Here is a 16,183-nt window from a genome sequence, read left to right as displayed (position 1 = left end):
AGCTTAGCTTGACGGTTCGCGGCGCGGCAATTTTGCGAGGCGAGGTTCGCCGCATACAATGGCCTCCATTTGCGTCGAAACCCATTCCATGTCCCAACTTCCCCGATGGACCGCCTACTTGATCGCGCCGACGGCCGGCGCGGCGCTGACCTTGGCGTTTTCTCCCTACGATCTGCCCTGGCTGGCCTTGCCGGCGCTGGCTTTACTGTACTGGACTTGGCTGGACCGATCCGCGAAGCGTGCCGCCGTACTGGGTTACGGATTCGGTCTAGGTCTGTTTGGTAGCGGTCTGTGGTGGGTTTACATCAGTATCCACGATTTCGGTGACGCCGAACCCGCCGCCGCTACGGCGTTGACCGGCTTGTTAATCGGGGCGTGGGCGGTTTTTCCGGCCTTGGCGGGCTACCTGGCGGTCAAGTTCAACGCCGGTGCCAAGGCATGGAGCCGAGCGACGCTATTCGCGGCGGTGTGGGTCGTGGTCGAATATTTACGCGGCGACTGCTTGCTAAACGGCTTTCCTTGGTTGTTGATAGGCTATGCGCAGTCGGATACGCCGTTGGCCGGCTACGCGCCGATCGTCGGCGTCTACGGCGTGGGTTTTTTGCTCGCGCTGTCGGCGTTCGCCTGGGTGGAGATCGTTGCCGGGACGATCCCTTGGCGGCGAGGTTTGCCGGTGGTATTGCTGATGTGGTCGGGTGGAGCGGTTTTGCGCGGCGTGGCCTGGACCGAGCCGGCCGGCGCGCCGTTTAAGGTGACTTTGGTGCAAGGCAATGTCGGCCAGGATCGAAAATGGGACATCGATCAACGTGCCGGCACTTTGAGCCTCTACCGGGATTTAACCGAAGCGCATTGGGATTCGGACGTCGTGATTTGGCCGGAAACAGCGGTGCCGGCCTTTTTAAACGAAGTACAAGCGGAATTTATCGAGCCCTTGCGCGCCGATGCGCTGCGCCACGGCACCGAACTGGTGTTGGGACTGCCCAGCGGTGGACAGGGAAAACACTATTACAATAGCGTGCTGGCCTTGGGCGAGAACCAGCAGCTCTATCATAAACATCATTTACTGCCGTTCGGCGAGTATTTGCCGCTACAACCCCTGTCCGGCTGGATCTTGGACCTAATGGCGATACCGCTCGGCGACTTTGCCGCCGGCGCCGACCGCCAGCCCTTGCTGTCGGCCGGCGGCTATCGATTTGTGACCACCATTTGCTACGAAGACGCCTTTGGGGAATTGGTAGCTCGCCAAATCGCCGATGCCGCCTACATCGTCAATCTGACCAACGACGCTTGGTTCGGCGACTCCGCTCAACCGTATCAGCACATGCAAATGGCGCGGATGCGAGCCCTGGAAACCGGCCGCTATTTGGTCCGAGCCACCAACACCGGCGTGACCGGCTTCGTCGGCCCCGACGGCCGCATACTCTCCGTCGCGCCGAGCTTTACCGCTACCACAGTGACCGCCGACATCGTGCCGATGCGCGGCGTCACGCCCTACGCGCGCTTCGGGGACGTATGGGTGTTGGCGGTGTTAGTGGCTGGGGTGGGGGCGCTAAAGATAGGGTGGCTTGTCATAAAACCGTAACCAGTTTGTCACGGTACTTTCTCATTCCGGCTTTAGGCTGGCGGACGTTAACCGATTCGCCGCTTCCAAAAACCAAGGCGCTAGGCGAGGCGCCGCTATTCGCCCCCGAGGACATTCCATGCGCAACCCCCACCCTTTATCGTTGCTGTCGGCCGGTCTGGCAGCCGCGTTGTTGACTCTATCCGTCGCGGCGGTCGCCGAAACCACGGTCGAAAATGCCGACTATTGGCGGCAAAACGGCCAGCACAGCATTCGCGTCGCCGAAGACCTGCAACCGATCGATCGTCACGCCAAGAACGTAATTCTGTTTGTCGGCGACGGCATGGGCATCTCGACCGTGACCGCGGCCCGCATTTTCGAAGGCCAAGGTAAGGCCGACAATCGCGGTGGCGAGGAAAATCTGCTGAGTTTCGAAAAAGCGCCCTACATGGCTTTGTCGAAAACCTACAGTGTCAATCAGCAAACTTCCGACTCGGCGCCGACAATGACCGCGATGATCACCGGCGTCAAGACCAACGACGGTGAGTTGTCGGTCAGCATGGAAGTCGCGCGTAAGGAGAGAAGCGCGGAAGTCGTTAACCAATACAAAGTCAAAACCCTGTTGGAGCAGGCCGAGGAGCGCGGCCTGTCCACCGGTATCGTCTCGACGGCTCGGATTACCCACGCTACTCCGGCTGCTTGCTATGCGCACACGTCCGAGCGGGATTGGGAGTCCGACGCGCAAATGCCGGCCGACGCCACCGTTAGCGATATTGCCAAGCAATTGGTCAATTTCAGCTACGGTGACGGCCTGGAAGTCGCGATGGGCGGCGGTCGTAGCATGTTCCTACCCAATACCCAGACCGACCCGGAAGACACCGCCAGCAAGGGCGGTCGCAAGGACGGCTTGGATCTGACTCAGCAATGGCTGAGCCACTACGCCAAATCCGCTTATGTTTACGATAAAACCGGTTTCGATGCGGTGGACGCGAAAAGCACCGATCATCTGTTGGGGCTGTTTGAACGTTCGCACATGGAGTACGAAACCGATCGAGCCAACGACACCGGTGGCGAACCTTCGCTAACCGAAATGACCGAAAAAGCCATCGATATTCTGTCGAAAAACCGTAAAGGTTACGTGCTGATGGTGGAGGCCGGCCGCATTGACCACGCTCACCACGCCGGTAACGCTTACCGGGCGCTGGCGGATACCGTCGAGTTATCCAATGCGGTGCGCAAGGCCGTCGAAAAAACCGACGCCAAGGATACGCTCATCGTCGTCACCGCTGACCATAGCCACACCTTTACCATCGCCGGCTATCCGGGACGCGGCAATCCAATTACCGGATTGGTCAAGGAACCGGGCGCGACGGTCTTCGCCAAGGACAGCAACGGTTTACCTTATACGACGCTGGGTTACGCCAACGGCCCCGGCTACCGTGGTCCCAACCCCCGCCCGGATTTGACAGACGTCGATACATCGCATCCGGACTTCTTGCAGGAAGCCGCGATACCGATGGCTAGCGAAACCCATGCCGGCGAGGACGTTGCGATTTACGCTTACGGCCCGAAAGCTCATCTGTTCCATGGTGTGCAAGAACAGAGCTACATCTACCACGTGATGGCGCGGGCGCTGAAATTGCCTGTCGGCCAGTAAGCGTTGGTTGACTGCGTTGTAGGGGCGCCAACCGGCGCCCCTTTTTTATGTTTGGAGTACCGATGTTGAAAACCGTATTTTCCGTTTGCTTGGTTTTGCTGATGAGCTTGACCGCATGTCAATCCCAGTTGCCGAGCCCTTTGCAAATTCAGGCGGTGGAGGCGATGCCGCCGCTGGCGGCCGAATTCGAAACCGAAGTACTCGAAACCGACACGCACGGTGACGAGACGACGCGAGTGTATCGTTGGCGTTTTGTCCGCCACGCTGATCGGGTGGAAACCCACAATCTGAGCGACGACAGCGGCGAAGTTTGGCGACGGCTGGCCGGCGGCGACATCGCTTATCAAAAAGTATTCCACGGTCAACGCCAAACCATCGACTATCAGCCGGGTGATTTGAAAGCCCTGGCGGCGGTGCCCGATTGGCGGGCGGTCGCCACCTTGCTTAGTCCCGCCGAGCTCGATGGCTTACAGGCGGACGGCGAGGAATCCGTGCTGGGACGGGTTGCCTTGCGATACCGGTCGGGTCAGGGCGAAATCGAAGAACTTTTGTGGTTGAACCGGGAACAACTGCCGGCTCTGATTCGACGCCAGGAGCGCGGTCATCTGTTAGTCACCCGTTTGGCGGCACTATACCCGACTGGACAAGCGCCCTGGCCGGAACCGCGCGACGAGGACTACGGACACACAGACTATGCCGATCTCGGCGATAAGGAGGGCGATCCTTTTGTCAAATCGATCTTACCGACGCTGAAAGGCGGCCATCATCACGAGCATTAACTGGATGAGTTCGGTAATCAGGGGAGGGCGGTTGGCGGTCTGTCGTAGATTCGGCACACCGCGAGCTTGGTTAAACCGCTACTTTCGAGGTGCAATGGGAGTATTTGGTTCGTTAGACCGGATTAGGGTTTTGGCAAGGGTCGTGTAATACGTTTCATCAAATCTTAACCGAACTGAAACTTGAATTTCTTGTGTGCTGGTTAGCATCTTTTCCGCAAGGGCGAGAGGCCGCCTCTTGCTTTTTGAAAAAACCAACAAACCGCACTTAAGGAAATTGATTATGAAAGAGTTTAGACTGACCCTGATAGCCGCTGCCGTGGCGTCACTGGTATCTCCGGTCGCGGCTAACGCCGCGGAAACGGCGTTCGATAATTTTACGCCGTTGACCGCTTCCGCTGGCCCTGCAGCCAACGAGGCGTCACCGATTACGTTGTCTAGCCCGAACTTTACCCAGGTTTCGATTGCCGACCGCTCGACGCAACTGGCGCAAGGCCAGAGCAATAGCGGCAACTGGGACATGATTACCGCCAACGAAACCGGCCCGAACGCCGGCCGATATTTATTCATGCCGTTCGAAACCGGCGCGGGCGGGGTGCAACGTATCGATTTGCACGATTCGAACTACAACACGCGCACCACAACCATCGTGGCGTCCGGAACGCAGGACTTTGTCTCCGGCGACGCTTCTCGTTGGGCGCCATGGGGTGGCTATTTGACCGCCGAGGAGTCTTGGGGAAACGGCAGCAGCAAAGGCCGCTTATTCGAAGTAACTAATCCGACCACCGCGACAGCAATCGGCGGCAACTTCGTGCAACGTAGCATTCTGCCGCGCGTGTCTCACGAAGGTTTGGCGTTCGATAGTGGTAACAACCTGTATTTCGTCGACGAGTTGAACGGCGGATCGATCTACAAATATGTTTCAGCCAATCCGCTTGCCGATAATGGCGACGATTTCTTCTCGGCTGGTCAAACCTTCGTCATGAAGGTCGGCGTCGGCGGACAATTCGAAGGCAATAACGGTCCGGCGATTACCGGAGCATTCTCTTGGGAAGCGATCACCGATGTCAACGGCGGCGTTCTGGCCGGCGTGTCGGTATTGGCCAGCGACGGCACCATCGACGGCCGTGCTTCCGCCGACGATAACGATGTATTGGCGACCGGCTTCAATCGTCCAGAGGACTTGGAATTTCAAAACTTGGGCGGAAATCAGTTGATCTACTTCACGACCACCGATTCCGATACCAACGCGAATACCACCGACGGCCGTAGCCGCATTTACAATTTCAACGTGGCGACACAGTCGTTGAGCTTGTTTGCCGATTCCAACACTATCGATTTGGCGACCGGTTTAGCAGTCGGCGGTGGCTTGCGGAATGCCGACAATCTGGCGATCGACGCCGAGGGAAATATCTATATCATCGAAGATCGCGATGGCGCGGTGGATGACGATATCTGGTTCGCTAAGGACATCAACAAGGACGGCGATTTGCTGGATGCCGGCGAAGGCTTGGCGCGTTGGGCGTCGAACGGTACTACGGGTTCCGAGTTTACCGGTTTGTATTTCGATAAGTTCAACCCGAATGTTGCGTACGTCAACATTCAACATCCAGCCAGCGGCGTGGACCGTACGATGCAAATCAACGCGGTGCCGGTTCCTGGCGCGGTTTGGTTGTTCGGTTCGGCCATCGTAGGCCTGATCGGCTTGCGCCGCCGGGGCTGATTCTCGTGAGCGGGCAGGGACGCCCACTCAGTCTTAATCTCCACCGCCCGTTAACACTCCGGTCGCTACCCGGTGATCCGTGCCTTCAGGTGGATAGCCGGGAATTGGCCGGCATTTCAAGCAGAGAAACGATATGAAATTTGGATTCAAAATGATGGCCGTGCTCGGCGCATTATCGGTTGGCCCCAGCGCCGAAGCCGCGGTGATAACCCAGTGGAATTTCAATTCCGATCCGGCCGACGCTGCCACCGGCACCGGTGTTACCACGCCCGCAGTCGGTATTGGCGGCGCGACATTGTTGGGCGTCACCGGCAGCTTTAGCAGTGGCGATGCCAGCGGCGGCTCGTCGGACCCGTCGAGCGGTGACGATAGCGGCTGGCAAACCACCGGCTACGCAACGCAATCGGTTGGCAACAAAACCCGCGGCACGCAATACTTGGTGAGCACGCTGGGCTTCGAGAATATTACGGTCAGCTACGATCTGCGGCATAGCAACACCAGCTCTCGTTACGAACAAGTGCAATACACACTGGACGGTTCTATCTGGAACGATGTTGCCCAATTCGACGGCAATGCCGGCGACACTTGGTTTAACGGCCGTAGCGTGGATTTCAGCGCAATCGCTGGCGTTGCCGATAATCCTCTTTTTGGTGTGCGTATCGTCGCGGCATTCGCGCCGGGCGGCACTGGCTATCTGGCATCCGATGCGACCAAAACCTACGGGGCCGCCGGTACCTGGCGCTTTGATATGGTTACTGTATCGGGCAGTGAAATTGCGGCGGTACCGGTGCCGGGCGCGGTTTGGCTGTTCGGTTCGGCTCTGATTGGTCTGCTCGGCGGCGCGCGTCGCAAGGCTTGATCGCCAGTCTCGTAAACCCGTTGTTAGCGAGCAAAAAAAGCCTCGGTTAAACGAGGCTTTTTTTGTTGAGCGCCGGCTTATTTATGAATTTCACTATGCAGCGCCCGATACTCTTCGGTCAATTTATGGCTGGGCGCGTAATGGATTAATGGTTGGGCATCCGAGTGCGATTCGCGGACTTTGACCGAGGTCGAGATCTTGGTTTCCAACACCGGCAGGCCTTCGGCGATCAATTCCTCGACGAGCTGGCGGGGCAGGTTGGCTTGTTTTTGGTATTGGTTGACCACGATGCCTTCGATTTCCAATTTGTCGTTGTGGTCGGCCTTGACCTCGGCAATGGCTCTCATCAAGGTGTACAGCGCTTCACGGGCGAAGGTGTCGCAATCGAACGGAATCAGGCATTTTTCGGCCGCGATCAGCGCGGATTGACTGTAAAAATTCAACACCGGCGGCGTGTCGATATAAATATGTTCGAAGCCTTCCAGCTTTTCCAGCGCTTCCTTTAATTTGAAGATTTTGTAACGCGATTCCAAGCGGCCTTGTAGCGCTTCCAGATCCGGGTGAGAGGGGATGACATACAGGTTCGGAAACGGGGTTTCATGTATCGCGCTTTCCAGGCCTTCCTTGCCGCCGCCGAATAGGCCCAGTCCCAGATTGTCCTTAAAGAAATGAGCGATGGTCTTATCCGGGTCGCCGACTTTGGCGCCCAGCAGGTACTGTGTGGAGTTGCCCTGAATGTCTAGGTCGATGACCAGGGTTTTTTTGCCTTCCACGGCACTGATGGCCGCGAGATTGCAGGTGATCGTGGATTTGCCCACGCCGCCCTTCTGATTGAAAATCACCCTGCGCATGATTACCCTCGACAGTTAGCAAATAAAAGCCCGCATTATAAGGTTAACGCTTGTAATATCAACAGCGTGAGAACCGGGTGCCCTTGCATTCGGGACAATCGGGCAGCACGCTGGTCGATTTGAAGGCGATTTGCTTGCCGCAGGCATCGCAGACGAAGGTGCCGGGGCCGGTGACGTCGCCGCTTTGATAGGGGTGGTACTGCTTGGCTTCCATTTCCAGCGCCGCCAGTTTGACGCGGGTTTTGTCGGCGATGCTCATAAAGGCGTCGAGCGCGAAGTTTTCGATCAGCTCGAGGTCGAACTTTAGCCACTCCGACCATGAGTCGTTTCGGTCTTCCCGTTGCGGCGAGGCGGCGACGTGTTCGACGTCGCGCATCACGTAATCGGCGATTTTATTGATTTCCTCTTGGGTATGGCCGCCCAGTTCGCTGGTTTTTTCCTTGGCGATTTCCAATGCGTCGGCGACCGTATGCAGGGTATCGTCCATGGCTTCGTAGAGATGGCCCATCAGATCGTCGTACGCTTTGGTCAGTTTGCTTTCGCCCATGGTTGCTCCCGGTTGTTATAGTGATTTGAGGCTTTGGATTTACCCGCCTCTAAGGTATTCTAGCGCCTTTTTATAGCATAAGACGAACAGGATGGAAGAGCATTACAACCCCACGGCCATCGAACAAAAAGTCCAAGCCGAGTGGGAAAAATCCGGGGTTTTCACGGCTGTCGAGAACACCGGCAAGGAAAAGTATTACTGTCTGTCGATGTTTCCCTATCCCAGCGGCAAACTGCACATGGGCCACGTTCGCAACTATACGATAGGCGATGTCATCAGCCGCTTTCAGCGCATGCAAGGCAAACATGTGTTGCAACCGATGGGCTGGGACGCCTTCGGCTTGCCGGCGGAAAACGCCGCGATGCAGAACAAGGTGCATCCGGCCGATTGGACCTATTCCAATATCGACTACATGCGCGATCAGCTCAAACGTTTGGGCTTCGGTTACGACTGGAGTCGCGAGCTGGCGACTTGCGATCCGGACTATTACCGTTGGGAGCAGTGGTTCTTCATCCGTTTGCTGGAAAAAGATCTGGTTTATAAGAAAACCGCGCCAGTTAACTGGTGCCCGCACGATCAAACCGTACTGGCCAACGAACAGGTCATCGACGGTTGCTGCTGGCGCTGCGACACGCCGGTCGAGAAGAAGGAAATCTCGCAGTGGTTTTTGAAAATCACCGCTTACGCCCAGGAGCTGCTCGACGACTTGCAAAAATTGCCGGGCTGGCCCGAACAGGTGCGGACGATGCAGGCCAACTGGATAGGCCGTTCCGAAGGCGTGGAGATGGATTTTGCGGTCGACTGCAGGGATGCGGAAGGTAGAGCGCTGTCGGGAACAAGCGCCGATGAGGGTTTCGAGTCGCCGATCCGTATCTATACCACTCGGCCCGACACGGTGATGGGCGTGACTTATGTCGCGGTCGCTGCGGAACACCCGCTCGCGTTGAAAGCCGCCGAAACCAATGCCGACATCGCCGCCTTCATCGAATCCTGCAAGCAGATGGAAACCTCGGAAGCGGCGATGGAGACGATGGAAAAGCGCGGTATCGCTTCCGGTTACCAAGCCATTCATCCTTTGACTGGCGAATCGGTGCCGATATGGATCGCCAACTTCGTGTTGATGAGCTACGGCACCGGCGCGGTGATGTCGGTGCCGGCTCATGACCAGCGCGACTACGAATTCGCCAAGCGCTACGGCATTGCCATCAAGGAAGTCATCGCTTCCGCGGACCGCGCGGACGATAGTGTTGCCGAAAAAGCTTTCACCGATAAAGGTGTGCTGCTTAACTCCGGCGAATTCGACGGTCTGGATTTCAAGCAAGCCTTCGATGCCATCGCCGCCAAATTGGCCGGCCTCGGCAAAGGCGAGCGAAAAACCAACTTTCGCCTGCGCGACTGGGGCGTCTCGCGCCAACGCTACTGGGGCGCGCCGATTCCGGTGATTTACTGCGACGACTGCGGCACCGTGCCCGTGCCCGACGAGCAATTGCCGGTGACCTTGCCGCGCGATGTGGTGCTGGACGGCTCGCAATCGCCGCTGGCCGCGCATCCGACCTTTCCGCATGCCGATTGCCCGAAATGCGGCAAACCGGCGCGGCGCGAGACCGATACCTTCGATACCTTCATGGAGTCGTCCTGGTACTTCGCCCGCTACGCCAGTCAAGACTGCGATACCGCGATGCTGGATCAACGCGCCAACTACTGGTTGCCGGTCGACCATTATATCGGCGGCATCGAGCACGCAATCTTGCATTTGCTGTATGCGCGCTTCTACACCAAATTGCTGCGCGATGAAGGTTTGATCGTCTGCGACGAGCCGTTCAAAAACCTGCTGACTCAAGGCATGGTCGTCGCCGAGACCTTTTATCAACACGACGAACACGGTCATAAAAAGTATTTCAACCTGACCCAAATCGAAGTCGAGCGCGACGCCAAAGGCAAAATCGTCGGCGCCAAATTGCTGGAAGACGGTTCGCCGGTCACGGTCGGCGCGATCGAGAAGATGTCCAAGTCCAAGAACAACGGCGTCGATCCGCAGGTGTTGATCGACAAATACGGCGCCGACACGGTACGCTTGTATACGATGTTTACATCGCCGCCGGACCAATCCTTGGAATGGAACGACGCCGGCGTCGAAGGCGCGTTTCGCTTCCTGAAGCGTTTGTGGCGACAAGTGTATCTGCACGTCGAAGCCGGCTTGCCTTCGATCGCCCTAGACAAAGCCGCGCTAAACGACGATCAAAAAGCCCTGCGCCGTCAGTTGCATCAGGCTTTACAAAAAGTCGGCGACGACATGGCGCGCCGCCACACCTTCAACACCGCGATTGCCGCGAACATGGAGCTACTCAATGCGCTGAACAAATTCGAGGATGACAGCGTTAACGGTCGGGCGGTGCGTCAGGAAGTATTGGAAGCGATCGTGTTGATGCTGGCGCCGATCATTCCTCACGCGGCACAACAGCTTTGGAACGAATTGGGTCGCGATAGCGACATCGTCGTCGCTTCATGGCCGGACGTCGACGAATCGGCATTGGTGCAGGACAGCATCGAAATGGTGGTGCAGGTCAACGGCAAGCTGCGCGGCAAATTGTCGGTAGCGGCTGCGGCGACTAAAGACCAAGTCGAGGCGCTGGCTTTGGCCGACGCAAACGTGCAGCGCTTTCTAGAGGGTAAGCCGATCAAAAAGCTGATCGTCGTGCCCGGTAAATTGGTGAATATCGTTGTTTAAGTTCAGCTCTCGGCGGTGGTCCGGTTTGCGGGCCGGGATTCTTCTGATCGGGGCGGGTATGACCGGCTGCGGATATCATTTGCGCGGCTCGGTCGATATGCCGGAAGCGATGAAGAACGTTTATGTCTTCGGCGCCTCGCCGCAGCTGCAAAGCCAGATGCAGTCCATCGTGCGCGCGTCTAAAGGTAAGATCGTGGGTTCGCCGAACGATGCGGGTGTCGTGGTTAAGGTCTTGAAGGAAGACATGCGTCGCCGGACCCTGTCTATCGGCTCGACCGGTAAATCCAACGAATCGGAGCTGGAATATTATTTGCGCTTCCAGATGTACGATAACCAGGAGAAACCGTTGATGGAAGAGCAGACCATCGAGATGAGTCGCGAGTTTTTCAACGACCAAACCGCGATTTTGGCCAAGACCAACGAGGAACAATTGATCCGCTCCGAGATGTACAAGCAAGTCGCCCGTATGTTGTTGGCTAGGGCCAGGATAGCCGTCGACAATCAGAAAAAATAGCGATGCGCTTGAAGGTCGATCAGCTTGCCGGCGCATTGCAAAAAAATCTGGCGCCGGTTTATTGGGTCGGCGGCGACGAGCCGTTGCAGGTGGGCGAGGCGGCCGACGAGGTCCGCGCCGCCGCTCGGCGGGCGGGCTATACGACTCGCGAAGTGGTGTCGGTGGAAACCGGTAACGAGTGGCCGCTTTTGATGGCCGAAGCGGAATCCCTGTCGATATTCTCCGACAAGAAACTGATTGATTTGCGATTGCCGTCCGCCAAGCCGGGTATCGAGGGCGGCAAGGTTTTGGTCGAGTATTGCAAGAAGCGCCCCGACGATACGATTTTACTGATTAGCGCCGGGAAACTGGAAGTGGCTTCATCGAAGTCGCAGTGGTTTCAGGCCCTAGAAAACATCGGCGTCGTGGTGCAGGTTTGGCCGCTGCAAGGTCAAGAGTTTTTGCAATGGTTGCAACGTCGGGCCGAACGCAGAGGGATGCATCTGAGCAGCGAGGCCGTTAGACTATTGGCGTCCAGGGTGGAGGGCAACCTGTTGGCGGCGGCTCAGGAAATCGAAAAACTCTTCATACTGCATGGGGCTGTCACGATAGACAAAGCGGCAATCGAGGGCGATGTCGCCGACAGCTCGCGCTTCGATGTCTTTAAGTTGGTCGAGGCGCTATCGGCGGGCAAGCTGAATCGCGCGGTCAGAATATTGCAGGCATTGCGCGCGGAGGGCGTCGCGGCTCCCGTGGTGTTGTGGGCGATTAGCCGCGAAGCGAGATTGCTTTGGCATCTTCACAGCGAAGCCAAGGTCGGTGGATTGTCCGAGGCGACCTTCAAAAAATACCAGGTTTGGGACAAACGTAAGCAAGCCGTTCAAGAGGCCATGGTTCGAATCAAACCGGCCGAATTGCGAGCCATTCTGTTGGCTTGCGCGGCAACAGACGCCCGCGTCAAAGGCCAAGTCACTGGCGACGAGTGGGAAGGGTTATTCGAAATTTGCCGGCTCTGGGTAAAGCCTTTAAGAACCGGAACCGCCGCCTAATGTGGAAACTGGCGGCGGTTTTGGTTTTGCGGATTAAGCGAGTTTGCGTTTGCCGCCGGCCATTAGAGCCAGCAAGCCGGTACCGAACATCCAGACTGCGGCTGGAACTGGAACGGCGGTAAGCTGTAGGTTGCCGTCTGAGGCAAATAACGCCCCACCAACTTTGCTTTCGCCTTGTACACTGTTGATCGATGTCAAGATAGACACGCCTTTGGTTTTGATAGTAAAGATTGCATCGCCCCCGGCTATGGTGTCTGGAGAATACACATTGTGGTCGTAACCGTTAAGTCCGCCTGTGAAGGAAAGACTCATGTCCTGGTATCCTGAGCCAGAATTGTTGCCGGTAATTTTGACGCTTCCTTCGCCACTCGCAATACTACCGTAAAGGATAGCCGACCCGTTGCTGAACCCAGAGTCCGTGGTGAAATTAAAATCTGGATTTGTGTCGAAATAAAGGCCGACGTTACCAGTGTCTATAGTAAACGTTTGGGTACTGCCATTATTGACGTAGCTCCCTGAAAACGTCGCAATGGCGGTCAATTCGTAACCCGATCCCGAACCAGTGGAATTAAGATTAGGCGCCGCGACTGTTCCAAAATCGAATGAGTGCGAAACAACCGCTGATTGATACCAGCCTTGCATGGTACCGGTTGTTGCGGATGTAGGAGAAAACTTAACCAAGGCTACTCCCAAGCCAAAATCATAGGTGTCGAACTGAGCTACAGTATCTTCGAATCCGTCGCTACCGACAGCCTGGGAGTAATCGGCTGTCCCTACCCATGAGTTAGCAAAGGCGAGCGGGGATGTCATCAGGAGTCCGGTGACGAGGATGGTGTGTTTGAACGTTTTCATCTAGTACCTCTGTTTAAAATTAATGTCCCCCCGGATTTTTATAACGCTTTTTGTGAATCAATGCAAATTACAGTTCTAAGACCAAGGAAATATGTTTTACAGTTCGAGATAGAAAAACCATCACGAAAATTTGTGCGAAGTTAGCTAGGAAGCTGGGTGAGTTTTGTGGCGTTTTAACCGGGTTGTTTTCGAGGTTTTTTCGGCCGGTCGCTTGGGCTAGAATGTCCGAGCTTGAATAACCGTAAACAGACGAGGACTTACTTATGGCAGAGTTTAGAAGGTACAAGTGTAAAACTTGCGGCCACATTTACGACGAAAAACTGGGTGATCCAAAAAGCGGCATTGCACCAGGAACCCTTTGGGAAGATGTGCCGGACGATTGGGGTTGTCCGAAATGCGGCGCGATCAAAGTAATGTTTACGCTGATGAAATAGCGGTTCAGCAATTGGACCGCCGTGGTATTTGCGGCGGTCGGCACCGAAAAAGGGCGCGACGGCGCCCTTTTTTGTAGGACTCAGGCCAGCTTGGCTTTGATAAAGTCGACGAGGTCCCGCATCGCCACATCACGGCTCGCGGCTTCCCCTCGGCCTTGGTACTCGACGCTGCCGCTATCCAGGCTGCGGTCGCCGATGACGACACGGTGCGGAATACCGATCAATTCCATGTCCGAGAACATGAAACCGGCTCGTACTTTTCTGTCGTCCAACAAGACTTCGATGCCGGCCGCAAGCAAGTCTTGGTAGATTTGTTCGACGGTATCGCGCAATCGGTCGGATTTATACATATTCATCGGACAGATCGCGACCTGAAACGGCGCCAATTCCTTCGGCCAGATAATACCGCGCTCGTCGTGACCTTGCTCGATGGCGGCGGCGACTACCCGAGAGACTCCGATGCCGTAGCAGCCCATGATCATCGTTTGGTTCTTGCCGGCTTCGTTGACCACGGCCGCTTTCATCGCTTCGCTGTATTTACCGCCCAATTGAAAGATATGGCCGACTTCGATGCCGCGAGCGATAGTCAAGGTGCCGTGCCCGTCAGGGCTGGGATCGCCGTCCACCACTTGGCGAATGTCGCGGAATTCGATGCCGCTCAATGGTCGGTCGCGCTCCCAGTTGACGCCGGTGTAATGGAATCCGGCTTCGTTTGCGCCGCAGACGAAGTCGCTAAGGTTTTCGACGGCGAAATCTGCAATGATGGCGGTTATAGGCCCAGGAAACAGTTTGTGACCTTCGGTAATCGGGCCGATATACCCAGGCCGGCAGCCTAGATGGGTTTCGATTACGGTATCGGTGGCGAAGTCGAAGGCGCCGATGATTTTGTTCAATTTGATCTCGTTCAGTTCGTGGTCGCCGCGCAACAAGATTAAATATTGGAAGTCTTTCGGCTGGCCTAACGGATCGTTACCCTTATGGGTAACGAGCAAGGTTTTAAGTACCTTTTCCGGCGACACGCCCAGAAACTCGCTGACCTCGGCAATGGTTTTCTTGCCGGGGGTGGCCGTTTTTTCGAATGTTTTTTCGGGTGCGGGTCTGTTCAGCGCGGGTCTTATCGTTTCGGCCTTTTCGACATTCGCCGCGTATTCGCTTTCGGTCGAAAAGGCAATCGCATCCTCGCCGGAATCGGCCAGCACGTGGAACTCATGAGAAACTGCCCCGCCGATCGCGCCGGAATCGGCCATCACGGCCCGGAATTTCAGGCCGAATCGGTTGAAGATGTTGGTATAGGTTTGGTACATCACGTCGTAGGTCTGCTGCAAGGACGTTTGATCCAGGTGGAAGGAATAGGCGTCCTTCATGACGAATTCCCGGGAGCGCATCACGCCGAAACGCGGACGGATTTCGTCGCGAAATTTGGTTTGGATTTGATAGTAGGTCACCGGCAGTTGTTTGTAGCTTTTCAACTCGTGGCGGGCCAGATCGGTGATAATCTCCTCGTGCGTCGGGCCCAGGCAGAAATCCCGGTCGTGGCGGTCTTTCATCCGCGCCAATTCCGGGCCGTATTTTTCCCAGCGACCGGTTTCCTGCCAAAGTTCCGCAGGTTGCAACGCCGGCATCAGTACCTCCAGCGCGCCGGATTTATTCATTTCCTCGCGGGTAATTTGTTCAACCTTGCGTAAAATGCGCAGGCCCAACGGTAGCCATGTGTAAATGCCCGCCGCCAGTTTACGAATTAATCCTGCCCGGATCATCAGTTTGTGGCTGGCAATTTCGGCGTCGGCCGGTGTTTCTTTAACGGTGCTGAGGGGAAATTGGCTAGTACGCATGGCGGCCTTCGAAGTAATTAACAAATCGTCTATTTTAACGTTTAAATTGGCGAACGACGACAAGGTTCGCCGATTTCGCGATCACTGTAAGCGGGCTTGGCATTGCCGCGACCGCCGAAATTTGGGAAACTTGAAAAAATAAAAAATCTCACCGGGAACGAAAGGGAAAAATGATTAAAGTCTTGCTGGTTGATGATCATGAGTTGGTTAGGAGCGGTATTCAGGCCTTGTTGTCGGCGGAAACGGACATTGCGGTTGTAGCGGTCTGCAATTGCGGCGAGCAGGCGCTGAAAGTAGTTGAGACGGATCCGCCCGACGTGATTCTGATGGATATCAATATGCCGGGAATGGGCGGCGTTGAAGCGTGTCGACGTATTCTGGCAGCGAATCCGCAAATCAGAATCATTGGAGTATCGGTGCATAACGATGGCCCGATTCCTCAACAATTGCTGAAATTGGGAGTGGTCGGTTTTGTCTCCAAAGGCTCGTCGACAGCGGAGATGGTGGCGGCGATTAAGGCGGTGGCGTCTGGTAAGCGCTACTTGTGTCAAGATGTCGCCAGTAATTTGGCGTTTCAGTTGTTACCAGGCGCCAACCCATCACCTTTTTTGCAACTGTCTTCTCGGGAAGCCGAGGTGGCTCGCCTGATACTGAGCGGTAAAAGTATTCAGGAAATGTCGGCGTTATTGAAAATCAACGACAAGACGATCAATACCTACCGCTATCGTTTGTACGGTAAATTGGGAATCAAGAACGATGTGGAGCTGACCAGGCTCGCCGTCAAATATGACTATTTGGACGGCGTTTGATTGCCAATATTA

General features: G+C 55.9%; 14 protein-coding genes. 10 read left to right on the top strand and 4 right to left on the bottom strand.

The window, feature by feature from the left end; translation table 11 throughout:
• Positions 1-88 precede the first annotated feature (88 nt).
• The 5 genes from lnt to ACQE3E_RS17980 all read left to right on the top strand — a co-directional run bounded on the left by lnt (position 89) and on the right by ACQE3E_RS17980 (position 6,576).
• A complete protein-coding gene (gene lnt, locus ACQE3E_RS18000; RefSeq protein WP_313730847.1) occupies positions 89-1,582 on the top strand; it encodes an apolipoprotein N-acyltransferase in 1,494 nt (497 codons plus the stop codon).
• A gap of 118 nt (positions 1,583-1,700) precedes the next feature.
• Complete coding sequence (locus ACQE3E_RS17995) at positions 1,701-3,218, top strand: alkaline phosphatase (RefSeq protein WP_064029309.1); 1,518 nt, start codon at positions 1,701-1,703, stop codon at positions 3,216-3,218.
• A 62-nt stretch (positions 3,219-3,280) separates the two neighbouring features.
• Complete coding sequence (locus ACQE3E_RS17990) at positions 3,281-3,997, top strand: hypothetical protein (RefSeq protein ID WP_313730849.1); 717 nt, start codon at positions 3,281-3,283, stop codon at positions 3,995-3,997.
• A gap of 280 nt (positions 3,998-4,277) precedes the next feature.
• Positions 4,278-5,717: an alkaline phosphatase PhoX gene (locus ACQE3E_RS17985; protein WP_313730850.1), complete on the top strand. Its 1,440-nt coding sequence runs from the start codon at positions 4,278-4,280 to the stop codon at positions 5,715-5,717.
• A 133-nt stretch (positions 5,718-5,850) separates the two neighbouring features.
• Entirely contained in the window at positions 5,851-6,576 is a 726-nt protein-coding gene (locus tag ACQE3E_RS17980) for a hypothetical protein (protein WP_313730851.1), read from the top strand.
• A gap of 77 nt (positions 6,577-6,653) precedes the next feature.
• On the opposite strand, the gene ACQE3E_RS17975 is transcribed toward ACQE3E_RS17980, so the two are convergent.
• Positions 6,654-7,427, bottom strand: coding sequence for a ParA family protein (locus ACQE3E_RS17975; protein WP_064029315.1), 774 nt, complete (start codon positions 7,425-7,427; stop codon positions 6,654-6,656).
• 58 nt (positions 7,428-7,485) lie between these two features.
• Positions 7,486-7,974 carry a zinc ribbon-containing protein gene (locus ACQE3E_RS17970; protein ID WP_064029317.1) on the bottom strand — a complete coding sequence of 163 codons (489 nt, stop codon included), beginning with the start codon at positions 7,972-7,974 and terminating at the stop codon, positions 7,486-7,488.
• Between the two features lie 91 nt (positions 7,975-8,065).
• On the opposite strand from ACQE3E_RS17970, the gene leuS reads away from it, so the two are divergent.
• From leuS to holA, 3 genes are read left to right on the top strand one after another with little or no spacing between them, the layout of a single operon-like run.
• Entirely contained in the window at positions 8,066-10,702 is a 2,637-nt protein-coding gene (leuS, locus tag ACQE3E_RS17965) for a leucine--tRNA ligase (RefSeq protein WP_313730855.1), read from the top strand.
• Positions 10,703-10,760: 58 nt separating this feature from the next.
• Positions 10,761-11,216 (top strand): LPS assembly lipoprotein LptE, encoded by a 456-nt coding sequence (gene lptE / locus ACQE3E_RS17960; protein WP_071160564.1) that lies wholly within the window; start codon positions 10,761-10,763, stop codon positions 11,214-11,216.
• Positions 11,217-11,218: 2 nt separating this feature from the next.
• Entirely contained in the window at positions 11,219-12,244 is a 1,026-nt protein-coding gene (gene holA / locus ACQE3E_RS17955) for a DNA polymerase III subunit delta (RefSeq protein ID WP_313730856.1), read from the top strand.
• 33 nt (positions 12,245-12,277) lie between these two features.
• Here the strand turns inward: holA and pepA are convergent, their stop codons facing one another.
• Positions 12,278-13,096 (bottom strand): flocculation-associated PEP-CTERM protein PepA, encoded by an 819-nt coding sequence (gene pepA, locus ACQE3E_RS17950; protein WP_064029327.1) that lies wholly within the window; start codon positions 13,094-13,096, stop codon positions 12,278-12,280.
• A gap of 263 nt (positions 13,097-13,359) precedes the next feature.
• Between pepA and ACQE3E_RS17945 the strand changes: the two genes are divergently transcribed.
• Positions 13,360-13,530, top strand: coding sequence for a rubredoxin (locus ACQE3E_RS17945; RefSeq protein ID WP_082885552.1), 171 nt, complete (start codon positions 13,360-13,362; stop codon positions 13,528-13,530).
• Positions 13,531-13,610: 80 nt separating this feature from the next.
• Here the strand turns inward: ACQE3E_RS17945 and ACQE3E_RS17940 are convergent, their stop codons facing one another.
• Positions 13,611-15,362: a proline--tRNA ligase gene (locus ACQE3E_RS17940; RefSeq protein ID WP_313730857.1), complete on the bottom strand. Its 1,752-nt coding sequence runs from the start codon at positions 15,360-15,362 to the stop codon at positions 13,611-13,613.
• A 170-nt stretch (positions 15,363-15,532) separates the two neighbouring features.
• Here ACQE3E_RS17940 and ACQE3E_RS17935 point away from each other — a divergent pair, with 170 nt between their 5' ends.
• On the top strand, positions 15,533-16,171 hold the full coding sequence (locus tag ACQE3E_RS17935; RefSeq protein ID WP_064029334.1) for a response regulator: 639 nt from the start codon (positions 15,533-15,535) through the stop codon (positions 16,169-16,171).
• Positions 16,172-16,183 lie beyond the last annotated feature (12 nt).

It is taken from the genome of Methylomonas sp. MED-D, from assembly GCF_050276835.1.
Lineage (GTDB): Bacteria > Pseudomonadota > Gammaproteobacteria > Methylococcales > Methylomonadaceae > Methylomonas > Methylomonas koyamae_A.
The sequence above is the reverse complement of the archived record's forward strand: the minus strand, read 5'-3'. Positions and strand labels throughout refer to the sequence as shown.